The sequence below is a fragment of the Streptomyces cylindrosporus genome, assembly GCF_022698165.1.
Lineage (GTDB): Bacteria > Actinomycetota > Actinomycetes > Streptomycetales > Streptomycetaceae > Streptomyces > Streptomyces cylindrosporus.
Window position 1 is genome coordinate 464,024 of the sequence record NZ_JALDAY010000008.1, and the last position, 22,674, is coordinate 486,697.

Here is a 22,674-nt window from a genome sequence, read left to right on the forward strand (position 1 = left end):
CGTTCACAGAATCGGCGGGATACTGGGGCGATGCGCATTCTGCTCGCCGAGGACGACGACGGGGTGGCCGCCGCGCTCGTCGAGGTGCTGTACGACCACGGTCACCTCACCCGGCGCGTGCGGCACGGCCGGGACGTGCTCACCTACCACCGCAGCGCCGACCTGCTCCTTCTCGACCTCGGCCTGCCCGACACCGACGGCCTGGACGTGCTGCGCGCACTGCGGGCGGTCAGCGGTGTGTCCGTGGTGATCCTCACCGCGCGCGGCGACGAGCGCTCGGTCGTCCGGGGGCTGCGGCTCGGGGCGGACGACTACCTGGTCAAGCCGGTACGGCTGGCCGAGCTGCTGGCCCGTATCGACGCCGTCACCCGGCGGGCCGCCGCGGCGGCCCCGGAGGCCCGCGCGGCGCGGGCGGTACGGGTCGGTGACGTGGAGGTGGACCTCGACGCGCACCGGGTCCGGGTCGGCGGGGCGGAGGTCGAGCTGACCGCCAAGGAGTTCGCCGTCCTCGCCGTACTGGCGGGCCGGGCGGGTACGGCGGTCAGCCGGCAGCAACTCCTCGACGAGGTGTGGGGCGACGCCTTCCACGCCGTCTCCCGCTCCCTGGACGTCCATCTCACCCAGCTGCGGGCCAAGTTGGACAGGCCCGGACTGCTCACGACGATCCGCGGCTTCGGCTACCGCTTCGGCGAGTGAGGGGACGGCATGCGGACCCGGGTACAGGCCGCGCTGCTGGCGTTCGCCGTGTTCGCGGTGGCCGCGTTCGCCGTACCGCTGCTGCTGTTCACCGCGTCCGACCGCACCCAGCAGCTGGTGCTCGCGCGCAGCGCCGACCTGGACCGTTTCGCCGCCCTCATGGACCAGGCCGCGGCGACCGGCGACACCTCGTCGATCAGGGCCGAGGCGCGCCGCTACACCCAGCTGTACGGGGAGGCCCTCGTCGTCACGGACACGCGCCGCGCCCCCGTCGTCCAGACCGGCGGCATGCGGGCCGCCGACCCGGCCGTCGCCCGGCTGGTCGAGGCGGCCCTGCGCAACGCCACCACCGAGCCCGGTGGCACGCTGCACGCCTGGTCGCGCGGGTACGCGATGTTCGCCGAGCCCGCGGGCACGGGGACCCAGGTGTCGGGGGCGGTGGTGCTGCGGGCCTCGGTGCGGGCGGCGGCGTACGACATCACCTGGCGCTGGGCGGCCGTCCTCGCGGGCACCACGCTGGTGGCGCTGGCCTGCACGGTCCTCGCGCGGGCCGCCACCCGCTGGGTGGTGAGCCCGCTGAGCCGCCTCGACCGCGCGGTCGGCCGGCTCGCGGCGGGGCTCCCGCCGGAGCAGACCAGAACCGGCGGACCCCCCGAGCTGCGGCAACTGGCCGCCGGATTCAACCGCATGGCGCGTACGGTCACCGCGGCCCTGGAGCAGCAGCGGCGGCTCGTCGCCGACACCTCCCACCAGATGCGCAACCCGATGGCCGCGCTCCGGCTGCGGGTGGACGCCCTGCACGCCCATCTCCCGGCCTCCGCCGACCGCACGTACACCGGCGTGACCACCGAACTCGACCGGCTGGAGACCCTGCTGGACGACATGCTCGCGCTCGCCGCCGCGGAGCACCGGGCCGGCGAGCTGGCGGTGACCGACGGATCGGACGCCCACTGCGACGCGGCGGCGGTCGCCCGCGGTCGGCACGAACTGTGGGAACCGCTGGCCCGCGGCGCGGGCGCCCGGCTCACCACCCGGGCCGGCACCCCGGTCACCGCCGCCTGCACGGACCGCGAACTCGCCCAGATCACGGACATCCTGCTGGACAACGCCATCAAGTACGCGGGCCCGAACGCGGAGATCACCCTCACCTGCACCACCGAAGGCCCGCTCGCGGTCCTCACGGTGACGGACGACGGCCCCGGCCTGGACGCGGAGGAACTCCCGCAGGCCACGACGAGGTTCTGGCGCGCAGCCGGACGGACGGGGGCGACCGGTACGGGTCTCGGTCTGGCCATCGCGGAGCAGCTGGTGGCGGGCCGCGGAGGCCGGCTGGAACTGGAGGGGGTCCAGCCGCGGGGGCTCCGGGTCAGGGCGACGCTGCCCCGCGTCCACGCCGACGTGGACGGCGGGCGATGAGCCCGCGCGCGGCGGGGCGCCGCGCCCACGACCGCCGTACCGCCCTGCGTGCCGTGGCCGGTGCGGCGATCGGCGTCGGGCTCGGTGGGGCGCTCGTGGGGGACGCCTCGCGGCGGAGTGCCGGCACGCCGAGCGGTGTGCTGCGGCTGGCGACCGGTGAACCCCAGGGGCTGCACGCCGCGTTCGGGCATCTGCTGGCCGCTGAACTCGAAGCGGAGTACCCCCGCCTGCGCTGCCGTGTCCTCACCACCGCGGCCAGCGTCGCCAACATCGAGCTGCTGCGCGACCGCCGCGCCGACCTCGCGCTCGCCCTCACCGACACCACCCGGGCCGCCGCCGAGGGCACGGACCCCTTCCCGGCCCCGGTGCCGCTGCGGGCCATCGGCCGGGTCTACGAGACGTACCTCCAGTTCGCCGTGCGCTCCGACCTGCCCGTGCGTGCCGTGTCCGACCTCGCCGGTCACACGGTGTGGCTCGGCGCGGCCGGATCGGGCGGGGCCGTGCTCGGCGAGCGGATCCTGCGCGCGGCGGGGCTCACGCCGGGGGACGACGTCCGGGTACGGCACCTGCAGATGGACTCCGTGGCCCGCGCGGTGCGTTCGGGTTCCGTCGAGGCCGTGCTCGTCGTGGGCGGCGTGCCCATCCCCGTCCTCTCGGACCTCGACGACTCGCCCGGCCTGCGCTTCCTTCCGCTGGCCGGTCTGCTGCCCCGGCTCGGCGGCCGCGCCGGTCTGGCCGGTTCGGGTCTTTCAGAGGTACGGCTGCCGGCGGGCGCGTACCGGGCGGCGGGCGGTGTGGCCACGATCGGCGTGTCCAACCTGCTGCTGTGCCGCCCCGACCTGCCCGTCCACGTGGCCGACGCACTCACCCGCACACTGGTCCGCCGGGCCACCGCACTGGTCCCGGCCCACGCCGTCGGCACCCAGTTCCTGGACGTCGGCAGTCTGATCGGCACCGGCAGCATCGCCCTGCATCCCGGGGCGGTCGCGGCGTACCGCTCGCTGCACGGCTGAGATCCGGCGGTGTGAGCTGATCCAGGACATGAAAGGGCCGTCGAGACTTCCGGGATCATGCACTGCGCGGCCGTCGGCGCGGTGTCACCCTTGCGCGTGCGGCACACGGAGCGTGGCCGTTCGGGGGATCCGGGGGGCGGGCGAGCAGGGTGAGGGACTTTCTGGGGGCGGTCACGGCGTATCCGACCGTGGTCTTCACCTTCGCGCTCGTCGTGGTGGCCGCCTACTGGTTGCTGGTGCTCCTCGGGGGCGCCCACTTCCACGGGGCGCGCGGGGGACACCACGGCTCCGGGGGTGGGGGACACCATGGCTCCGGGGTCGGGGGACACCATGGCCCTGGGGTCGGGGGGCATGGTGGTTCCGGAGGCGGTGGGGTCCACCACGGCGCCGGAGTCGGCGGGGGAGGGCATGGTCACGTGGCCGGCGGGGGAGGCCACGGCCATGCGGCCGGCGGGGGAGGCCACGGCCATGCCGCCGGTGCCGTTCATCACGGCCATGGGCCTGGTGCGGGGCATCAGGGCCAACGTCACGGGGGCGGGTCCGGTGCGGCACAGCAGGGTCATGGGCCCGGTGTGGGGCATCAGGGCCACCAAGGCCACGGGCACGGGGCCGGTGCGGCACAGCAAGGCCACGGGTCCGGTGCTGGGCGTGGCGGGCACGTGCGCGGGCTCGGTGGGGGTCGGTACGGGCGCCTCGCCGTGCGGCGGGTGTTGGGGCTGGGCGGGGTGCCCGTCACCGTGGCGGTGTCGCTCGTCGTCGCCTTCGCCTGGTTCGGCGCGCTGGTCGGCCGAGTCGTGCTCGGCAGTGGGGATCACGGGGTCCTGCTGCCGGTCGCCCTGGCCGTCGGCTGGGCGGGAGCCCGCCTGCTGGCCTGGCCGCTGCGGCGGCTGACGCCCGCCCCCGCCCCGCCGCCCTCGCGCCGCGACTTCGTCGGCCTCGGCTGCGTGATCCGCACCGGCCGGGTCGGCCCCGACTTCGGCCAGGCCGAGGTCCACGCCGTCGACGGCTCCGCCGCGACGATCCAGGTACGCCAGAGCCACGACGACGTGGCCGGACCGGGCGGCGAACTGCGCGCCGGGGCGTCCGCACTCATCTACGACTACGACGCCGAGGGCGAGTTCTTCTGGGTCATGCCCGCCCCGCCGGCCACCGGGTGACCCCACCCCGCCCGTAGTCCCGTCCGTCTCAGGTCAGTCAGCCACGCACTCACTCACTCATCCACGGCAAGGTCTTCCAAGGGAACCGCCATGTCTGTCGTCACCATCGGAATCGGTGTGCTCGTCGCCGTCCTGCTGCTCATCGGCCTGGGCACGCTGCTGCTCTTCGGCCGCCTGTTCCGCAAGGTGGTCCAGGGCGAGGCCCTGATCGTCTCCCGGCCCAAGAGCGTCGACGTCACCTTCACCGGCGCCCTCGTCCTGCCCATGCTGCACCGCGCGGAGGTCATGGACATCTCGGTGAAGACCATCGAGATCTCCCGGACCGGCCGGGAGGGCATGATCTGCAAGGACAACATCCGCGCCGACATCCAGATCACCTTCTTCGTCCGGGTCAACAAGACCGTCGAGGACGTCGTCAAGGTCGCCCAGGCCATCGGCACCGAGCGGGCCAGCCACCAGGAGACCCTGCAGAACCTGTTCAGCGCGAAGTTCGCCGAGGCACTGCGGACGGTCGGCAAGCAGCTCGACTTCGCCGACCTCTACACCAAGCGCGAGGAGTTCAGGGACCGGATCGTCGCGGCCATCGGCACCGACCTCAACGGCTACCACCTGGAGGACGCGGCCATCGACCACCTGGAGCAGACCCCGCTGGCGCAGCTCGACGCGTCCAACATCCTCGACGCCCAGGGCATCCGGAAGATCACCGAGCTGACCGCGCTCGAGCACATCCGCACCAACGACTTCCAGCGCAACGAGGAGATGGAGATCACCCGCCAGGACGTGGACGCGCGGGAGGCCGTACTGGAGCTGGAACGGCGGCGCGCGGAGGCGGAGATCCGGCAGCGCAAGGGCATCGAGACCCTGCGCGCCCAGGAGGAGGCGGCCACCGCGCAGGTCCAGGAGGAGGAACGGCTCAAGGCGCACAGCGCGCTGCTGCGCACCGAGGAACTCCTCGGCGTGCAGCGGGAGAACCAGCAGCGGGAGATCGCGGTCGCCGAGAAGAACCGGGAGCGGGTCCTCGCGGTGGAGGGTGAACGCATCGAGAAGGACCGCCTCCTGGAGGTCGTCAACCGGGAACGGGAGGTCGAACTCGCCCGCGCCGAGAAGGAGAAGCAGGTCGAGGTCGAGCGCCGGGGCGTCGCCGACGTCGTACGCGAACGGGTCGCCGTCGAGCGCACGGTCGCGGAGCAGGAGGAGGAGATCAAGCGGGTCCGGGTCGTCCAGGAGGCCGAGCGCACTCGGCAGACGGTCATCATCGCTGCCGAGGCGGAGGCGCAGGAGCAGCTGGTCAAGGACATCAAGGCGGCAGAGGCCGCCGAGCAGGCCGCGCACCTGCGGGCGAAGGAACAGCTGGTGCTGGCCGAGGCCGGGCAGAAGAGCGCGGAGTTGGAGGCCGCCGCCAAGGTGCGCCGGGCGGAGGGCGAGCGCGCCATGGCCGGCGCGGCCGGTCTGGCCCAGGCCGAGGTGGCGGAGCGCCAGGCCCTCGCCGAGGCGGCCGGCGTACGGGCCCGGCTGGAGGGCGAGGCGGCCGGCCTGAAGGAGAAGGCGGACGCCATCGAGAAGGTCGGCCTGGCGGAGGCCGCGGTCGCCGAGAGCAAGGCGAACGCGGACGCGGCCGGCATCCGCGAACGACTCCTGGGCGAGGCGGCCGGCCTCAAGGAGAAGGCGGCGGCGATGGCCGCGCTGGACGAGGTGTCCCGCGCCCACGAGGAGTTCCGCCTCCGCCTGGCGGCCGACAAGGAGGTCAGGATGGCCGCGCTGGAGGTCCAGCGAACGGTGGCCGAGGCCCAGGCCTCGGTACTGGCCGCGGGCCTGGAGAGCGCGGACATCGACATCGTGGGCGGCGACAGCGTGTTCCTGGAACGCCTGGTGGGCGCGGTGTCCTTCGGCAAGTCCGTCGACGGCGCGGTCCAGGGCTCGGAGACGGTACAGGCGCTGGCCGCGGAGTGGCTGAGTGGGGAGAAGAGCTTCAGCGAGGACGCCACAGAGGTGCTGCGAGGCCTGGCGGCGGGCGGCCCCTGGAACCTGGCCCTGCTGATGAGGCTGCTGGGCAACCAGACGAACGGCGACCCGATAGAGCTTGCCAACGGCACTGTGAAGTAAGCGGGGCATGAGCGCCCCGATAGGGGCGCGGGGAACTGCGCGACCAGCCCCCACGGCGCCGCAGACAAAAGAGGAGCAACCATGGGCGTCGAAACCGGCACCTATCAAATCCTGCGAGCACGAGTCACGGACCGCGCAGCGGAACTCGGCCGCCGAGCAGCAGATCTCAACACCCGCCGACAGCAGACATTCGGCTCACGCCCACTGAAGCTCACCGGCTCCACAAAGCCCCGCACCCCCACCGAGGGCATCGCCCACGGAATCGTCGCAGTGAACGCCGACGTCCTCCTCCTGGGGACGTCGGCCCCCACCCCCCTGTCCCTGCACACCCTCGACGGCTCCCCCCTCGCCCCCGGCCACGTCCCCGGCCTCCTCGACGACGACCGCTTCCACCGCGACCTCGCCGAACTCCTCCGCTACTTCCGCGAAGCCCGCCTGACCGACCTGCTGCGCACCCCCGCGGGCCGCCTGCTCGCCGTCTTCCGAACCGGCGAGAACGACGGCGATCTACGCGTCTTGAGCTGGCAGTTGGCCCAGGACCGCGCCGAGTACCTCGGCAACCACGGCGAACGCGACCTCCCCCAACCGCCCACCACCGAGTTGGCATGGACGACGACCGGCCGCGAGCACCACACCGACGGCCGGATCCTGATCGAGGCCGGCGAGGGCAAGGTCTCGGTCGCCACCACCGGAGGCCACCTCACCGTCCACGCCGAACCCGGCAACCGCCCCCTCTTCCGGGAACCGGTCGACGAGCCACTCCAGAGCCTCGCGGACGCCACGGTCGCATACGCGTCGACCGGCCCCCTCCTGCTCCTCCGCATCCGCCCCTACAACGAACCCACCGACCGCCACCTGGTCGTCAACACCCGTACCGGATCGGCCCGCCGCCACGACTCCCTCGCCCGCGGCGCCCGCCTGCTCCCCGCCGAGCAGGGCCTGATCTTCCCCGGCGGCTACGAGCTCGCGGACGGCACCCACCGTGCCTTCCGCATCGACGGCGACGGCGAAACCGCCTCCGACGGCCTCCACTTCGACGCCGTGCTCCCCGCGCCCAACGGCGAGGACCTCCTCTACGTCCTGCGCCGCCCCGGCCGGGCCCAGGTCCTGCTGCTGCCCTGGAACACCGTCCGCCGCGAGGCCGGCGGAGCCCTGCACGCCGCCGCGCACACGCTGCTGCCCGACGGCACCCTCGTACTGCTGAAACCGGACCGGGAGCCGGTGCGCACGCATGAACTCCAGGTGTGGCAGACGCCGTTCCAGTCCGCCGAGTACGCCGCCGCGCAGCCCGTCGGCGACGGCCCGCTGGAGCGGATCGGCAACGCCGACCTGGTGCGCGGGATCGCGGAGTGCCTCGACGTGGTGCGTACGGCGGCCGCGGCCGTGCCCGAGAACCAGGCCACGGCCGCTCCGGAGCTGGTCCTCGACGTCTGTGCCAAGGCGGCGGACCGCCACTACTGGCTCGCCGACACCGGCCTGCTGGAGCCGCTGACCGAACTGCGGGAGGCCGCCGAGCAGTTGGCGGCCGAGCAGGGGAGGGTACGGCAGCTCGCCGCGCGTGCGGCGCGGGAGCTGGAGCGGGCCCGGGAGGAGGCCGCGGGGCTGCTGCGCCGGTCGCGTGGTGAACCGCCCGCCGACGCGGACGGCTGGACCGCGCTGCTCGCCGAGCTGCGCCGGGCCCAGGGCCGTACCCGCACCCTGCGCGAACTGCCCCAGCTGGATCCGGCCGCGCTCGACCGCCTCGACGCGGACCTGGCCGGCGAGCTCACGGCGGCGACCGAGCGGGCCTTCGCGTTCTTCGCCGGCCCCGACGCCTTCGCCGCTCCGCTCGCCGCCGCGCTGCGCGCCGCCGAGGACGCCGCCTCGGTCGCCACCGCCGCCGAGGCCGAGCGGCTCGCCGACGGCCTCACCGAGCAGGCGGACGCCCTGGCCACCGTGACCGACCTGGTCACCGGCACGGTCACCGCCGATCCGGGCGCGACGACGGCCGTGCTGCTGGCCATCGGCGAGGTCCTCGCGGCGGTCAACCGCGCCCGCGCCGTGCTCGCGAACCGCCGCCGGGTCCTGCTGGACGCCGAGCACCGCGCCGCCCACGCCGCCGAGTCGGCGCTGCTCGCCCAGGCGACGACCGCCGCCCTGGGCGCCGCCGACTCCCCGGCCGCCTGCGACGACCAACTCGCCCGGCTGCTGCTGCGGTTGGACGCGCTGGAAGCCCGGTTCGCCGAGGCCGAGGACCTCGCCGCCGACCTGGCCCTGCGCCGGGAGGAGATCCAGCAGGCGTTCGCCGCCCGGCGCCAGACCCTGCTGGACGAGGCCGCCGCCCGCGCCGAGCGGGTCGCCGCGTCCGCGCTGCGGGCCCTGACGGCGCTGCGCCGCAGGCTCGCCGGGCTCGGCTCGGCGGCCGACATCCACGCGGCGCAGGCCGCCGACCCGATGGCGTTGCGGGTGCGCGCCGCCGCGGCGGAGCTGCGCGGCCTCGACGACCAGGTGCGTGCCCAGGAGCTGGAGGACGGTCTGCTCGACGCCGTCCGCACCGGCCTGCGCGAGCTGCGCGACCGCGCCGATCTGACCGAGGACGGCGGGGCCGCCGTACGGCTGGGGCGCCACCGGTTCGCCGTGCGGCGCGAGCCCGTGGAACTCACCCTCCAGCCGGACGGCGACGGGCTCGCCTTCGCCGTCACCGGCACCGGATACCGCAGGTCCGCGCATCTCCCCGAGCTGCTGACCGGGCGCGAGTTCTGGACGCAGCCCCTGGTCAGCGAGTCGCCCGCGCTCTACCGCGCCGAGTACCTGGCCGCCGCGCTGCTGCCCACGGCCACGGACGGGGAGCCGCTGCACGACCAGGTCCGCCGTGCCGCCGAGAGCGCCTACGACGAGGGCTACGAGCGGGGTGTCCACGACCACGACGCCACCGCCATCCTCGGCGCGCTGCTCCGGCTGCGGGCCGGCGCCGGGCTGCTGGAGTATCCGGCCGAAGTACGCGCCACCGCCCAGCTGTTCTGGGCACACGGCACGACCGAGGACCAGCGCTCCGCCTGGCACCGCCGAGCCCGCTCCCTGTCCCAGGCCCACACCCACTTCGGCTCCACGGGCACCGCACCCGCCTGGACCGAACTGACGAACGAACTCTCCGCCGCGATCAACGAGTTCAGTGCCGACCCGTCACTCGCCCCCCGCGCGGGCGAATATCTCGTGGCCGAACTCGCCGAGCCGCACGAGGGGTTCGCCGCCGGTGTCGCCGTACGCACTCTCCTCGACGGCTTTCGGTACACGGAGGCCGCCCCCGTCCTCGCCGCGGACCTGGATGCCCTCGGCGACGACCTGTCCGCGCGTCGCCAGCTCGCGGCTGCCTGGCTGGGGTCGTACGCTGCGGCGCACGCGGTGAGCGAGGGCGTGGCGGAGGCCGTGGCCCATCTGTGCGCTCCTGAGCTGGCGCGGTACGAGGTCACCGGGGCCGTCGCGGAGACCGTCGACGGGCTGCTCGGTGTCCATCCGCGTGTGCACGAGGGCCGGTTGACCGTGCGTATCGACGAACTTCCGTACCAGGCAAGGGCGTTCCGGGAAGAGCGCGCCCCAGCCTTCCGTGCCTTCCAGCGGCGGCGCGCCGACGTCCTGGCCGCCGAGCGGGCCCGGCTGCGCCTGGACGACCACCGGCCCCGGCCGCTCGCCGGCTTCGTCCGCAACCAGCTCATCGACCAGGTCTGTCTCCCCCTCGTCGGCGACAACCTGGCCAAGCAGCTCGGCACCCTCGACCCCACCGGCCCGGCCGACCGCAGCGGCCTGCTGCTGCTCCTGTCGCCGCCCGGCTACGGCAAGACGACCCTCCTGGAGTACGTCGCCGACCGGCTCGGCCTGCTCATGGTCCGCGTCGACGGCCCCGCGCTCGGCACCGGCACCACCTCCCTCGACCCCGACCGCGCCCCCGACGCGGCGGCCCGGCGAGAGGTCGAGAAGATCGTGTTCGCGCTGGAGGCCGGCAGCAACGTCCTGCTGTACCTGGACGACATCCAGCACGTCTGCGCCGAACTCCTCCAGAAGTTCATCCCGTTGTGCGACGCACAGCGCCGCGTCGAGGCCGTCAGCGACGGCGTCGCCCGCAGCTTCGACCTGCGCGGTCGCCGCTTCGCCGTCTGCCTCGCGGGCAACCCGTACACCGCGAACGGGCGGCGCTTCCGGATCCCCGACATGCTCGCCAACCGCGCCGACGTCTGGAACCTGGGCGAGGTGCTCGGCGGCCACGAGGACCTGTTCGCGCTCTCCTTCCTGGAGAACGCCCTCGCCGTCAACCCCGTCCTGGCCCCGCTCGCCGGCACCGACCCGGCCGACCTGCGCCTCCTGGTCGCCCTCGCCGACGGCGACCCGGGCGCCCAGGCCGACCAACTCACCCACCCCGTACGGGACTTGGACCGCGCGCTGGCCGCCCTCACCCGGCTGCGTGCCGTCCAGCGGACCGCGCTGGCCGTCAACCGCGCCTACATCGCCTCCGCCGCCCAGGAGGACGCCGACCGCCTCGAACCGCCGTTCCTGCTCCAGGGCTCGTACCGGACCATGGCGCAACTCGCCGCCCGGATCGACCCCGTGCAGAGCGACGCCGAAGTCGAGGCCCTGCTCGACGACCACTACCTCGCCGAGGCACGGACCCTCGGCAGCGCGGCCGAGGCCAACGTGCTGAGACTCGCCCGGATCCGGGGCCGGGCCACCCCTGAACAGGACGCCCGCTGGAGGGAGTTGTGCGCCCCCTACCGCACCGCGGGCTCCTCCTGATCCGGCCACCCCAGCAGCCGCGCCCCGAACACCGCCGTCTCCAGGGTGTAGCGCTGGAGCGCGTCGTCCGGGTCCAGGCCCGTCAGCCGTACGACGTGTGCGAGACGGTACGCCAACGCGCGCACGCTCAGCCCGAGTTGGCGGGCCGCCTCCGCCGCGACGTAGCGGGAGTCGGCGTAGGCGGTCAGCGTGTCCAGCAGGGGGCGGGCGCCGCCGCGTGCCGTCCGCAGCGGGCCCAGCACGGCGCGCACCAGCTCCTCCAGGGCCTCCCGGTCCCGCAGCAGCACCGGCAGGACCAGCAGGTCGGCCGCGTGCAACAGCGGTCCGGGCAGGCCCAGTTGGGCCGCCTGTTCCAAGGCCGTCCGGGCCTCCTCGTAGGAGTGCACGACCCCGCCGGGGCCGCTGTGCGGGCGGCCCACCACGACCCGCCGGCCCTGTGTCAGCTCGGCGAACGCCTTGACTGCCGCGTGCTCGCCGGGACCGGACGGCACGATGCACACCAGCCGCCCGTGCTTCACCGCGAGGAGGATCTCCTGCTCGCCGAACCGGCCGAGCAGCCGCCGCTCCAGCGCCCGTACCAGCGGGTCCTCCAGGTCGTAGCCGTCGCCCTCGGCGATCGCGACGACGTGCGCGCAGGCCAGGTTGATCCCGAAGCGCTCGGCGTGCTCGGCCAGCCGGCCCAGGTCGCTGCGGCTGCTGAGCAGGTCCGCGACGAACTCCCGCCGTCCGGCCTCCTCCTGGCGCAGCCGCTCCCGGTATGCCCGTCCGTGCCCGGCGGCCAGCGCGGACACCGCCGCCCGCAGCGCCGCCATCGACGCGGCGTCGACCGGCTGCCCCTCCCAGACGCGTCCGGTCACGGCGAGCCGCTCGTCGACCAGTTCGGCCAGCGGCCGTCCCGCCTCGGCGGCCCGGTCGCCGTACTCGCGCAGCGCCTCCAGCTCCTCGCGCCGCAGCCGCCGTCCGCTCCGCGCCACGTCCTCCAGCAGCCGCGCCCAGGCACCGTCGTCGGACGGACCGGCCATGCCCGGGACCGCTCCCACAGCAGTCAACTCCCGCTTCCTCCCCCGCACCCCACTACAGCGACGCGCTAGCGTACGCCGCGCAGTTCAGCGCCGGAACGGGAGGTCGCGCGGGCGGGCCCCGGTGCGCGGGCCGGTCACTGCCGTCCGGGGTCGTCCGGGCTCCGCGAGAAGACCGTGTCGCCTGCCATGGCCACGATCGCGTCCTTGACGAGCAGCACCTGCGGCGGGGAGTCCTGCGCCTGGTCCCCCGGGTTTGCCAGCGCGGAGGTCCGCCACACCACCGCTCCGGTGCGGCTGTCCAGCGCGAGCAGCCGGCCGAAGCGGTTGGCGAAGTAGACCCGCTTGTACGTCGTCGACACCACCGGCGCGGACAGGCTCTCCATGTCCGTCGTCCGCTGCCACAGCCGTCGGCCGCTGTGTGCCGACACCGCGGTGACGGTTCCGTCGGACCGGACGAAGTAGACGACCCCGTCCACGAGGGTGGCCGCGCCGGTCAGCGGGCGGGCCAGCGCGGTGCGTTCGACCTGGTTGGTCTCCAGGTTCACCCGCAGCAGGGCGTTGTACGGGCGTTGGTAGCCGCTGTCGTACACGTCCTTCGCGGTCTGCGGGGCGAGGAACAGGGGCTGCCCGTCGACGGTGCCGAGTGACAGCGCCTTCTTGGGCAGGGTGGCGGTCTCGGTGAGGCTGCCTGGGCCGAGCTTCATGAGGTCGATCGGGGCCTGGCCGGGCTCGCTGCCCGTCGAGCACAGGGCGTAGGGGCGGCCGCCCAGCGCCGACGGGGTGCAGATTTCGTCCAGTGCGGGCGCCTGCCACAATTCCTTGCCCGCGGGGCCGTACGCGACGAACGACGAGGAGTCGGGGGACAGGGTCAGCAGGCCGCCGTCGTACAGGACCGCGTCCTCGCTCGCGCTGATGTCGTGCTGCCAGCGCCGGTGCCCGGTGGCGGCGTCGAGGGCGACCACGCGCCTGCTCGTCTGGTCCGGTTCCTCGTAGACGTAGACCAGCCCGTCGCGGACGCCGATCGGCCGCACCTCGGTGGGGCGGGTGCCGGCCCGCCATGCGACGTGGCCCGAGGCCGCGTCGACCCGGGCGACCGTGATGCCCGTACCGCCGCAGAACAGGGCGGTGCTTCCCTGCGCGACGCATCCGGGGGTGTTGTATTCGAGGGGAATGCCCTTCATGTCGTAGCGCAGGGCCGTGCGCCACGGTCGCCAGCCGTCGGGCAGCGACGCGGTGCGGGCGGTCGCCGTGGGTTTCGAGGAGGAAGCGGGGGAGGGGGCCGACTCGACGGCCGCCACTCCTACGCCGACCAGCGTGACGGCGAGCGCCGCGCCGAGGCCGGTGAGCAGCAGCCGGGGCCGGCGTCGGCCCGCGGGGCCGGTCACCGAGGTGGTCGGCGCGGGGCGGGGGCGGGGTCTCGGGGACGTCCCGGTCTTCGCGGGCGCGACGGCGTCGGACTCCGGCAAGGCCTGGAACAGGCGGTGCAGGGCCGCGGGTTCCGGGCGGGCGGCCGGGTCCTTGTCCAGGCAGCGCCGGACGGCGTCCACGAGCTCCGCGGGCACCCCGTCGAGGTCCGGGGGCTCGTACATCACCTGGTAGCCGGTCATGTACGGGGTGTCCGCGTCGAAGGGGCTCGTCCCGACGGCCGCGAACACCAGCAGCGAGCCCAGCGAGAACACGTCCGAGGCCGGGGTGACGTCACGGGGCGAGGCCAGCTGTTCCGGCGACATGAAGGGCGGGGTGCCGATCATGTTCCCGGTCATGGTGAGGTGCTGGTGGTCGGCGGCGCGCGATATGCCGAAGTCGATGACGCGCGGCCCGTCCTCGGTCATCAGCACGTTGCCCGGTTTGAGGTCCCGGTGCACCAGGCCCGCCCGGTGGATGTCGCGCAGCGCCTCGGCGAGCCCCAGCCCGAGGGCGCGCAGTTGCCGCAGGCTCAACGGGCCGTCCTTCGCCACGACCTCGGCGAGACTGCGGCCCGGCACGTACAGGGTCGCCATCCACGGTCGTTCGGCGTCCGGGTCGGCGTCCAGGACCGGCGCGGTGAAGGCGCCGCTCACCTTGCGCGCGGCCGCGATCTCCTGCCGGAAGCGGGTGCGGAACTCCTCTTCCTGCGCGTACGGCCCGTGCACGAGCTTGACCGCGACCTGCCGGCCCGAGGCGGAGACGCCCAGGTAGACGACCCCCATGCCGCCCGATCCGAGCCGGCCGAGCAGGGTGTACCCGCCTATGGACTCCGGGTCTCCGGTACTCAGGGGCGTCATCGCGGATCCTCCTTCCCAGCGCCTGCCTGCGTCACGGGGATCAGGGTAGGTCGTCCACCTGAACCCGCCGGGCGCGCCCCAGCCGTGCACACGAGACCCACTAATGTGACCGTCGTCATAGGGACGAGGAGCGGCGGGCGGACAGGGTCAGTCGTGGAACTTTCCCTGCGTGAACGGATACGGGCCGGTGACCCGGAAGCCTTCGCCGAGCTGTTCGACGCGCATGCCCGGGCCGTGTACGGCCATGCCGCCCGGCTGACCGGGGACGCGGGAGCCGCGGAGGACGTGGTGTCCCTCACATTCCTGGAGGCCTGGCGGCTGCGGGAGAAGCTGCGGCCCGAGGGCGCGGCGGCGGACCCCGGGTTGCCCGAGGGCGAGGGCCTGCGGCCCTGGCTCTACGGCATCGCCACCAACGTCCTGCGCAACACCCGCCGGGCCGCCCGTCGGCACAGCGCCGCGCTCGCCCGGCTCCCCGAGCGCCCCGCCGACCGCGACACGGTGCCCGACTTCGCGGACGCGCTCGTCGGCCGCCTGGAGGACGCCGAACGGCTCGCCGCGGCCCGCACCGCGCTCGGCCGGCTCCCCGGCCCCGAACGCGAGGTGTTCGCCCTGTGCGTGTGGTCCGGCCTGAGTTACGAGGCCGCGGGCGAGGCGCTCGGCGTACCGGCGAGCACCGTACGGTCCCGGCTCGCCCGGGCGAGACAGCGGCTGCGGCGCCTGTCGGAGGCGGAGCTGGCGGCCCGCGGCGGCCGCCGCGACACGGTCGGGTCGACACAGGAGAGGAACCGATGAACCCCGAAGAGCGCGAAGAGCCGGCCCTGCTGCTGCCGAGTCCGGGCGAACCGGTCCTGACCGACGACCGCCACGACCTGCTGAAGACCCACCTGCTGCGGGAACTCACCGTCACGCGAAGGGCGACCCCGCGCCGCCGGTTCGCCCTGATCGCCGTACCCGTCGCCACCGCCGTCGTCGCGGCCGCGGTCGTCGTCGGTGTCGGCCGCACCGGGACCCCCGCCACCGACCCGCGGGCCGTCGACCTCCTCAACCGCATCGCGGCGGTCGCCGCCACCAGGAAGGCCGTGGCCGTCCGCGACGACCAGTACCTCTACGTCCGCACCCAGGGCTTCATGAAGTTCTCCGACAAGGACGTGCGGACCCTGCGGGAGTCCAGCTGGACTGCCGTGGACGGCAAGCGCCCGGGACTGCGCCGGATCACCGTGCTGAACGGCCCGCCGTTCCGCCCGCGCGACCCCTTCTCCTCGTACTCCAAGGGCACGCACGACATGCGGCTCAGCCCCGACCCGAACGTCACCACCTTCCGTGAGCTGGAGGCCCTGCCCACCGACCCGGACGCGCTACTGCGGAAGATCTACGACGACACGAAGGACGACAGGGGCCAGGCGCTGGAGCGGATCGGCGACATGCTCGCCGAGGCCGGTCTCCTGCCCGAGCTGGACGCCGCGCTCTACCGGGCCGCGGCGAAGGTCCCGGGCGTCTCGGTCGTCGCGAACGCCAAGGACTACGCGGGCCGTTCGGGCATCGGGCTGGCCTTCCGGGGCCGCGAGGAGCGGGAGGTGTGGGTGTTCGACAAGGAGTCCCTCGCCTATCTGGGCTCGGGCACGGAGGCGCTGCTCGACGTGGGCGTCGCCGACAAGGCGGGCGAGACCCCCGAGGCCCCGGACGACTGAACAGCCCGTACACGCGACGGTGTTCACGTCAGACGGCGCAGGTCCTCCAGATAGCGCAGGACCGCGGCCACCCGGCGGTCCACCTGGTCCGTCGGGGACAGGTCGAGCTTGGCGAAGATGCTGCGGATGTGCTTGTGGACGGCGCCCTCGGTGACCACGAGCCGTCCGGCGATCGCGGAGTTGCCCAACCCCTCGGCCATCAGGGCGAGTACGTCCCGTTCCCGCGGGCTGAGCCGGTCCAGCCGGGTGTCCTGGCGGGAGCGGGTGAACAGCTGCGCGACGACCTCCGGGTCGATGGCGGTGCCGCCGGACGCCACCCGGTGCAGGGCGTCCAGGAACTCCTCGACCCGGCCGACCCGTTCCTTGAGCAGATAGCCGAGACCGCCCACACCTCCGCCGAGCAGCTCGGTGGCGAAGCTCTGCTCGACGTACGCGGACAGGACCAGCACGGCCAGACCGGGCCGCCGGCGCCGGGCCTCGACCGCGGCGACGATCCCCTCGTCGGTGTGCGTCGGCGGCATCCGTACGTCGAGGATGGCGACGTCCGGCCCGTGCGCGTCGATGGCGGCCAGCGCCTCGTCGGGGGTGCCCGCCGTGGCCACCACGTCGAGGGACTCGGCGCGCAGCAGCAGGGCGAGCCCCTCGCGCAGCAGCGGGTCGTCCTCGGCTATCACGATGCGCATGTCACGCTCCACAGGGCAGGTCCACCTTCAAAGTCGTGGGGCCGCCGGGCGGGCTGGCCACGGCGAGGGTGCCGTCGAGTGCGGCGACGCGGCGGCGGATGCCGGTGAGGCCGGAGCCGCCGTCCTCGTCGGCCCCGCCGCGTCCGTCGTCCTCGACTTCGAGGAGCAGACGGCCGCCGCGGCTGCGGGCCGTGACGGTCGCCTGCCGTGCGCCGCTGTGCTTGGCGATGTTGGTGAGGGCCTCGGCGACCACGAAGTAGGCGGTCGCCTCGACGGACGCGGCGCAGCGTTCGGGCACGTCGACGTCGATACGGCACGGCACCGCGCTGTTCGCGGCGAGTCCGGAGAGCGCCCCGGCGAGTCCGCGGTCGGCGAGCACCGGCGGCAGGATACTCCGGGCGACCGTGCGCAGCTCAGCGAGGGCCTGTTCGGCGGCGGACTGGGCGCGCTCCAGGATCTCGTCGGCGCGGGCGGGGTCGCGGGCGACCATGCGGCGGGCGGCGCCGAGCAGCACGGTGACGGAGACGACCCGGTTCTGCGTGCCGTCGTGCAACGAGCGCTCGATGCGCCGCAGTTCGGTGGCGTGGGCGTCGAGGGCGGCGGCGCGGGTGGCGGTGAGTTCGGCGATACGGAGGGACAGATCCGTCTCCGGTCCGGCCGCGAGGAGTTCACGTCCCGGCCGGGCCTGCAGCCTGGCCATGCCCGGGCCGAGCCCGAGGACGATGAGGATCCAGCCGACGCCCAGCAGGGCCACGGCGAGCGCGTCCGGCCAGGAGTGCGCGGTGCCGACCCCCACCGAGGTGGCGGTCGTGTTCGTGGGCGCGAACTTCCAGTACAGCGGGAACGCGCTGTCGCGCACGGCCGAGACCGGGAGGATGACGCCGAGCAGGCCCAGCAGGAGTCCCAGGGTGGCGTGCCGGACCAGCCAGCGCAGTTCCCGCCGGGTGGTCGGGTCGACGAGGGCGGCCCGCAGCCGCGTCGGCGGGGGCTCGGGGGCGACGACCTCGGGCCCGCGGCGGCCGAGCCGGCGGCGTTCCCGGCCGGCCAGGGCGTGCAGCGCGCGCAGAAACGCGGGCGCCATGAGCAGTCCCACGCCGACCGCGCCGGTCACGGCGGTGACGGCGAGCCAGAGCAGCACGAGCAGGGCGAGGAACGCGGTGCCGAGCCCGGAGGCGAGCTCGCCCAGCGCGGCGCCGGCGGCACGCAGGGTCCGTACGACCGTCTCCTTGAGGCCCGTGTCCCGGCCGCCGTCCTCGGCGTTCCGCTGAAGGGCCGTCCGCTGAAGGGTCATGAGTCGCCCTCCCTTCGTCGCCAAGGACCTTATGCCGCACGCCGGTTGGCCGTCAGCTCCGGGCCCCGGAAGTACAGCCTGCTGTACCTCGAACCGGGCGGGCTGCGGGATCGGCCGGGAGGGGTGCTGATCCATAGCGTCGGTGACGACAGCCGACCTCGGGAGGAACCCCGTGCAGAACACCGACTCGCCCACTCTCACCCGCGGGGACGTAGCCCGCGCGCTGCTCTGGATCCTGGTGGTGATCAGCGCCGTCGCCAACATGGCGGCCTCCTACGGCCAGGCGGACACCTGGGTGCATCTGGCCTGCGGCGCGGTCACCGTGCTCTGCGGCGGCGCCCTCGTCGTGCGCAGCCTGCGGGGCCGGCGATGAGCCCGGCCATCGCCCTGGACCGGGTCGCCAAGGAGTACCCGGGAGGCGTGCGCGCCCTCGACGAGGTGTCGCTGACCGTGGAGCGCGGCACCTTCCTCGCCGTGATGGGCCCGTCCGGCTCCGGCAAGAGCACGCTGATGCACTGCGCGGCCGGGCTGGACTCCCCGACCTCGGGCAGCGTCCGTATCGACGGCCACGAGATCGCGGGCCTGAACGAGACCCGGCGCACCGAACTGCGCCGGGAACGCGTCGGGTTCGTGTTCCAGGCGTACAACCTGATCCCCTCGCTCAGCATCGAGGACAACATCACCCTGCCCCTGCGGTTGGCGGGCCGCACCCCGGACCACGACTGGCTGCGCACGCTGGTGGAACGCGTCGGCCTCGCCGACCGGCTCACCCACCGCCCGGCCGAGCTCTCCGGCGGACAGCAACAACGGGCCGCGGTGGTACGGGCGTTGGTGGCCAGGCCCGCCGTCGTGTTCGCCGACGAGCCGACCGGCGCGCTCGACCTGCGCAGCGCCCACGAGGTCCTCGACCTGCTGCGGGACCTCGTGAACGACCTCCGGCAGACGGTCGTGATGGTCACCCACGACCCGGCCGCCGCGGCCCGCGCCCACCACGTCCTGGTGATGGCCGACGGCCGGGTGGTCGAGGCCCTCAAGGCACCGACCGCGCCCGAACTGGCCGACCGTCTCGTCGCGTTGGGAGAGGTGTGAGCCATGCTGCGTCTCGCCACCCAGATGGTCCGGCACCGGATCAGCGCCCTGATCGCCGTGGCCTGCGCGGTCCTCGGCGGAGCCGCCCTGATCACCGGCACCGGCGTGCTCGCCGAGTCCGGTCTGCGCTCCCACCTGCCCGCCGGACGCCTCGCCGGGGCGGACGTCGTGGTCGCCGCCGACCAGGAGTACCACCCGCCCGGTGACCTGCCGATCGCGCTCCCGGAACGCCGCACGGTCCCGGCCCGGCTGGCCGCCGAACTGGCCGGCCTGCCCGGAGTCACCGCCGCGGTGGGCGACCTCTCCTTCCCCACCGCGCTGGTCGACGCCCACGGACGCGTCGTACCGTCCGGGGACCCGCGGACGGCGGGTCACGGCTGGTCCTCGACGAAACTGCTGGCCACCCCGCACATCGAGGGCCGCGCACCGGCCGGGTCCACCGAGATCGCCGTGGACCGCGCCACCGCCGAGGCGGCCGGCATCAAGGCCGGCGACCGGGTGCGCGTGGTCGCGAACGCCCGCCCCGCCACCGCCTACCGCGTCACGGCCGTCGTCGACGCGCCGGACGCGGGCGTCTACTTCGCCGACACGACGGCGGTACGGCTGTCCGATCGCGAGGGCCGCGTCGACCTGGTCGGCCTGCGGGCCGCGCCGGGAGCCGAGGGACGGGTCGCCGCCGAAGTCCGTACGAAGATGGAGGGATCCGGCCTTCGGACGGTCACCGGCGCCGGTCGCGGGGACCTCGTGTCACCGGGGGCGGGCGCGTCCCGGTCGCTGCTGATGCTGCTGGCCGGTTCCCTCGCCGGGGTCGTCCTGCTGATCACCGGGTTCGTGACGGCGAGCGCGCTGGCCGTGTCGATCGGCGGGCAGCGCCGCGACCTGGCGCTGATGCGGGCCGTCGGGGCAACGCCGAAGCAGATCAGGCGACTTGCCGCCGCGCAGTCGACCGTCGTGGCGGCCGTGGCCCTCGTGCCCGGGGTGGGGCTGGGCTACCTGCTCGCCGGGCAGTTCCGCGGGCTGCTCGTGGACCGGGGCGTCGTACCGCCCGAACTCCCCCTGACCGTCAGCCCGTTGCCCGCCCTCGCGACGGTCCTCCTCGTGGCCGCGGCCGTGCAGGTGTCGGCCCGGGGCTCGGCCTGGCGCACCTCGCGCATGCCCGCCACCGAGGCGGTCGCCGAGTCCCGCAGCGAGCCGCGCGACCCGTCGCGGACCAGGACCCGTATTGGCCTGCTGGTCATGGTCGCCGCGACCGCCATGTCGGTCCCGCCGCTCTTCTCCCGCACGGTCCTCGGCGCGACGGCCACCTCCCTCGCGGGCATCGTCGGGGCGATCGGCCTCGCGCTGTCCGGGCCGGCCCTGGTCCGGGCCGTCGGGGCTGCGGCGGCCCGGCGCACCCGGTCCGGCGCCTCCGCCCCTACCTGGCTGGCGATGGCCAACGTCCGCGCCTACGCGCTGCGCAACGCCGGGATCGTCAGCACGCTGGCCATGGCCGTCGTGTTCGTCCTGACGTACACCCTCACCCAGACCACCGTGCTGGCCGCCACCGCCGACGACACCCGCACCGGCACCCTCGCCCAGCAGCGGCTGAGCGCGCCCGGCCTCGGCGGACTGCCCGCCGGCACGCTCGCCGACGTCCGCGGGACGGCCGGGGTACGGGCCGCGGCACCGGTCGGCTCGACCACCGTGGTGTGGCCGTACCGGCAGTTCGGCGACACGGAGACCGATTCCGGCTCCGCGATGATCCTCACCCCGGACGCGGCCGACGTCCTCGACCTCGACGTGCGGGACGGGAGCCTGGACGGGCTCACCGGTGCCACCGTCGCGGTCAGCAGCGACGTCGCCCGCTCGCGGTCGGCCGAAGTGGGCCGGCGGGTGGGCCTCGTCCTCGGCGACGGCGCGAAAGTGCAGGCCACGGTGGTCGCCGTCTACGCCCGCGGTCTCGGCTTCGGCACGGTGGTGCTCTCCCACGACCTCGCGGCCGGGCACACCACGACGGGGCTCGACCAGAGCATCCTGGTCCGCACGGACGGCACGGCCGCGGCCCGGCAGGCCCTGACCGCCCTCGCCGCGGCCCACCCCGGTCTGGCGCTGGAGGACACGGCCCCCACGTCCGCCGACGGCCTGAAGGACGCCCCGCCCGAGGTGTGGATCAACCTGGCCACCATCGTGGTCCTGCTCGTCTATCTGCTGCTCAGCATCGCCAACAAGCTGGTCGCCGCCACCGCGCAGCGCCGGGTCGAACTCGGCGCCCTGCGGCTCAACGGGACCACACCACGGCAGGTCCGCGCGATGATGCGCCGCGAGGCGGCGGTGACCGCCGCGACCGCGCTCGCCCTGTCCGTCCTGCTCTCCGCGCCGCCCCTCGCCCTCCTGGGCCAGGGCTTCCTCGGCCGCCCGTGGCCCGCGGGACCCGTCTGGCTGCTGCCCGCCCTCGCGCTCACGGTCACCGTCACGGCCTTCGCCACCGTCGAGATCCCCACCCGGCAGGCACTGCGCACCCCGCCCGCGGACGCCGTCCGCGCGCACTGACGCCCGTTCCGCCGGGCCCCCGTATCCCATTCGGCCGTTCCAGGGTCCCGATGTTCTCCCTGCTCAGAGGGCGTCCCAGCGTTTCAGCGTCCCCAACACCCCGCCGGGCGTGGCGGCCGGGACGGATCACCTCACAAGCTTCGGTCATCCACTCAGCACCGCCACCCGAAACCCAAGGGGGACACCGACATGTCCACGTTCCGCACCTCCCGCGCCCGGCTCGTCGCCGCCGCCGCGACCACCGTCCTCGCGGCGCTCTCCCTGACCGCGTGCAACGACGGGACGGGCACCAACGACGAGGGCGCGGCGGCGAGCGTCTCCGCGGACTCGTCCGCCGACTCCGCCACCCCGGGTGCCGGCACGACGGCCACCCCGAAGTCCACGGGCGGCTCGACGGGGTCGAGCGGCAGCGGCTCGACGTCCGGCTCCACGTCCGGGTCCGCCTCCGGTACGAAGACCGGCACACAGTCCCCCGCCACCAAGGCTCCCGCCACGAAGGCCCCCTCCACCTCCGGCGGGACGGTCACCTGCGAGGGGTCCAACACCAAGACGGTCGCGGCCCCGCTGACCCGCCCGGTCAACCACCTGCTGCTCACGGTCACCAACACGGGCGACAAGACCTGCTTCCTCTACGGCTACCCGAGCGCCCGGTTCACCGACGCCCAGTCGGAGCCGCCGGTCATCGACGAGTCGCAGCCGCAGGCGGTCGTCACGCTGAAGCCGGGCCAGTCCGGATTCGCGACCGTCAGCCTGTCCGCCGCCGACGGCAGCGGCGGGAACGGCCGCACCGTGAAGTCCCTGACGGTCTACTTCTACGGCCGCTCGATGAGCGGCAGCGTCGGCGCGGCCGCCCACCCGCAGCTGCCCGCGAAGGGCCTCTACATCGACGACTCGGTCAAGGTCAGCTACTGGCAGCAGTCGATGGACGACGCCATCAACTGGTAAGGCGGGGGGAACCC

At 74.4% G+C, this 22,674-nt stretch carries 16 protein-coding genes; 12 read left to right on the top strand and 4 right to left on the bottom strand.

All coding sequences use genetic code 11. The features are described 5' to 3' along the window. Positions 1-30: 30 nt before the first annotated feature. The 6 genes from MQP27_RS27805 (at position 31) to MQP27_RS27830 (ending at position 11,149) form a co-directional block, all read left to right on the top strand. Positions 31-696, top strand: coding sequence for a response regulator transcription factor (locus tag MQP27_RS27805; protein ID WP_242768641.1), 666 nt, complete (start codon positions 31-33; stop codon positions 694-696). Between the two features lie 9 nt (positions 697-705). Next, positions 706-2,112: a sensor histidine kinase gene (locus MQP27_RS27810; protein ID WP_242768642.1), complete on the top strand. Its 1,407-nt coding sequence runs from the start codon at positions 706-708 to the stop codon at positions 2,110-2,112. Next, positions 2,109-3,125: a TAXI family TRAP transporter solute-binding subunit gene (locus tag MQP27_RS27815; RefSeq protein WP_242768643.1), complete on the top strand. Its 1,017-nt coding sequence runs from the start codon at positions 2,109-2,111 to the stop codon at positions 3,123-3,125. The genes MQP27_RS27810 and MQP27_RS27815 overlap by 4 nt, the downstream gene beginning before the upstream one ends. A 659-nt stretch (positions 3,126-3,784) precedes the next feature. Further along, on the top strand, positions 3,785-4,282 hold the full coding sequence (locus MQP27_RS27820) for a hypothetical protein (protein ID WP_242768787.1): 498 nt from the start codon (positions 3,785-3,787) through the stop codon (positions 4,280-4,282). Positions 4,283-4,372: 90 nt separating this feature from the next. Continuing rightward, positions 4,373-6,385, top strand: coding sequence for an SPFH domain-containing protein (locus MQP27_RS27825; protein ID WP_242768644.1), 2,013 nt, complete (start codon positions 4,373-4,375; stop codon positions 6,383-6,385). Between the two features lie 81 nt (positions 6,386-6,466). Then, positions 6,467-11,149, top strand: coding sequence for a DNA repair ATPase (locus MQP27_RS27830; protein WP_242768645.1), 4,683 nt, complete (start codon positions 6,467-6,469; stop codon positions 11,147-11,149). Here the strand turns inward: MQP27_RS27830 and MQP27_RS27835 are convergent. Then, positions 11,125-12,171, bottom strand: a complete 1,047-nt coding sequence (locus MQP27_RS27835) for a PucR family transcriptional regulator (protein ID WP_242768646.1) — start codon at positions 12,169-12,171, stop codon at positions 11,125-11,127. The two genes, MQP27_RS27830 and MQP27_RS27835, sit on opposite strands and share 25 nt — an antisense overlap. A 134-nt stretch (positions 12,172-12,305) precedes the next feature. After that, positions 12,306-14,435: a serine/threonine-protein kinase gene (locus MQP27_RS27840; RefSeq protein ID WP_242768647.1), complete on the bottom strand. Its 2,130-nt coding sequence runs from the start codon at positions 14,433-14,435 to the stop codon at positions 12,306-12,308. 153 nt (positions 14,436-14,588) lie between these two features. Here MQP27_RS27840 and MQP27_RS27845 point away from each other — a divergent pair, with 153 nt between their 5' ends. After that, entirely contained in the window at positions 14,589-15,227 is a 639-nt protein-coding gene (locus tag MQP27_RS27845; RefSeq protein WP_242768648.1) for an RNA polymerase sigma factor, read from the top strand. Next, a complete protein-coding gene (locus tag MQP27_RS27850) occupies positions 15,224-16,123 on the top strand; it encodes a CU044_5270 family protein (protein WP_242768649.1) in 900 nt (299 codons plus the stop codon). The genes MQP27_RS27845 and MQP27_RS27850 overlap by 4 nt, the downstream gene beginning before the upstream one ends. A gap of 23 nt (positions 16,124-16,146) precedes the next feature. On the opposite strand, the gene MQP27_RS27855 is transcribed toward MQP27_RS27850, so the two are convergent. Both MQP27_RS27855 and MQP27_RS27860 read right to left on the bottom strand, forming a co-directional pair. Next, entirely contained in the window at positions 16,147-16,806 is a 660-nt protein-coding gene (locus MQP27_RS27855; protein WP_242768650.1) for a response regulator transcription factor, read from the bottom strand. Position 16,807: 1 nt separating this feature from the next. Beyond that, positions 16,808-18,097, bottom strand: a complete 1,290-nt coding sequence (locus MQP27_RS27860; RefSeq protein WP_242768651.1) for a sensor histidine kinase — start codon at positions 18,095-18,097, stop codon at positions 16,808-16,810. Positions 18,098-18,269: 172 nt separating this feature from the next. Between MQP27_RS27860 and MQP27_RS27865 the strand changes: the two genes are divergently transcribed. The 4 genes from MQP27_RS27865 to MQP27_RS27880 all read left to right on the top strand — a co-directional run bounded on the left by MQP27_RS27865 (position 18,270) and on the right by MQP27_RS27880 (position 22,660). After that, positions 18,270-18,470, top strand: coding sequence for a hypothetical protein (locus MQP27_RS27865; RefSeq protein ID WP_242768652.1), 201 nt, complete (start codon positions 18,270-18,272; stop codon positions 18,468-18,470). After that, positions 18,467-19,186: an ABC transporter ATP-binding protein gene (locus tag MQP27_RS27870; RefSeq protein WP_242768653.1), complete on the top strand. Its 720-nt coding sequence runs from the start codon at positions 18,467-18,469 to the stop codon at positions 19,184-19,186. The genes MQP27_RS27865 and MQP27_RS27870 overlap by 4 nt, the downstream gene beginning before the upstream one ends. A gap of 3 nt (positions 19,187-19,189) precedes the next feature. Then, positions 19,190-21,715, top strand: a complete 2,526-nt coding sequence (locus MQP27_RS27875) for an FtsX-like permease family protein (RefSeq protein WP_242768654.1) — start codon at positions 19,190-19,192, stop codon at positions 21,713-21,715. Positions 21,716-21,904: 189 nt separating this feature from the next. Next, positions 21,905-22,660, top strand: a complete 756-nt coding sequence (locus MQP27_RS27880; protein ID WP_242768655.1) for a DUF4232 domain-containing protein — start codon at positions 21,905-21,907, stop codon at positions 22,658-22,660. The last annotated feature ends 14 nt before the right edge of the window (positions 22,661-22,674 follow it).

What these genes read in the sequence shown, in the direction of transcription:
- MQP27_RS27805 (WP_242768641.1), top strand. Translation starts at nt 31, where the DNA reads ATGCGCATTCTGCTCGCCGAGGACGACGACGGGGTGGCCGCCGCGCTC.
- MQP27_RS27810 (WP_242768642.1), top strand. Translation starts at nt 706, where the DNA reads ATGCGGACCCGGGTACAGGCCGCGCTGCTGGCGTTCGCCGTGTTCGCG.
- MQP27_RS27815 (WP_242768643.1), top strand. Translation starts at nt 2,109, where the DNA reads ATGAGCCCGCGCGCGGCGGGGCGCCGCGCCCACGACCGCCGTACCGCC.
- MQP27_RS27825 (WP_242768644.1), top strand. Translation starts at nt 4,373, where the DNA reads ATGTCTGTCGTCACCATCGGAATCGGTGTGCTCGTCGCCGTCCTGCTG.
- MQP27_RS27830 (WP_242768645.1), top strand. Translation starts at nt 6,467, where the DNA reads ATGGGCGTCGAAACCGGCACCTATCAAATCCTGCGAGCACGAGTCACG.
- MQP27_RS27835 (WP_242768646.1), bottom strand. Translation starts at nt 12,171, where the DNA reads ATGGCCGGTCCGTCCGACGACGGTGCCTGGGCGCGGCTGCTGGAGGAC.
- MQP27_RS27840 (WP_242768647.1), bottom strand. Translation starts at nt 14,435, where the DNA reads ATGACGCCCCTGAGTACCGGAGACCCGGAGTCCATAGGCGGGTACACC.
- MQP27_RS27850 (WP_242768649.1), top strand. Translation starts at nt 15,224, where the DNA reads ATGAACCCCGAAGAGCGCGAAGAGCCGGCCCTGCTGCTGCCGAGTCCG.
- MQP27_RS27855 (WP_242768650.1), bottom strand. Translation starts at nt 16,806, where the DNA reads ATGCGCATCGTGATAGCCGAGGACGACCCGCTGCTGCGCGAGGGGCTC.
- MQP27_RS27860 (WP_242768651.1), bottom strand. Translation starts at nt 18,097, where the DNA reads ATGACCCTTCAGCGGACGGCCCTTCAGCGGAACGCCGAGGACGGCGGC.
- MQP27_RS27870 (WP_242768653.1), top strand. Translation starts at nt 18,467, where the DNA reads ATGAGCCCGGCCATCGCCCTGGACCGGGTCGCCAAGGAGTACCCGGGA.
- MQP27_RS27875 (WP_242768654.1), top strand. Translation starts at nt 19,190, where the DNA reads ATGCTGCGTCTCGCCACCCAGATGGTCCGGCACCGGATCAGCGCCCTG.
- MQP27_RS27880 (WP_242768655.1), top strand. Translation starts at nt 21,905, where the DNA reads ATGTCCACGTTCCGCACCTCCCGCGCCCGGCTCGTCGCCGCCGCCGCG.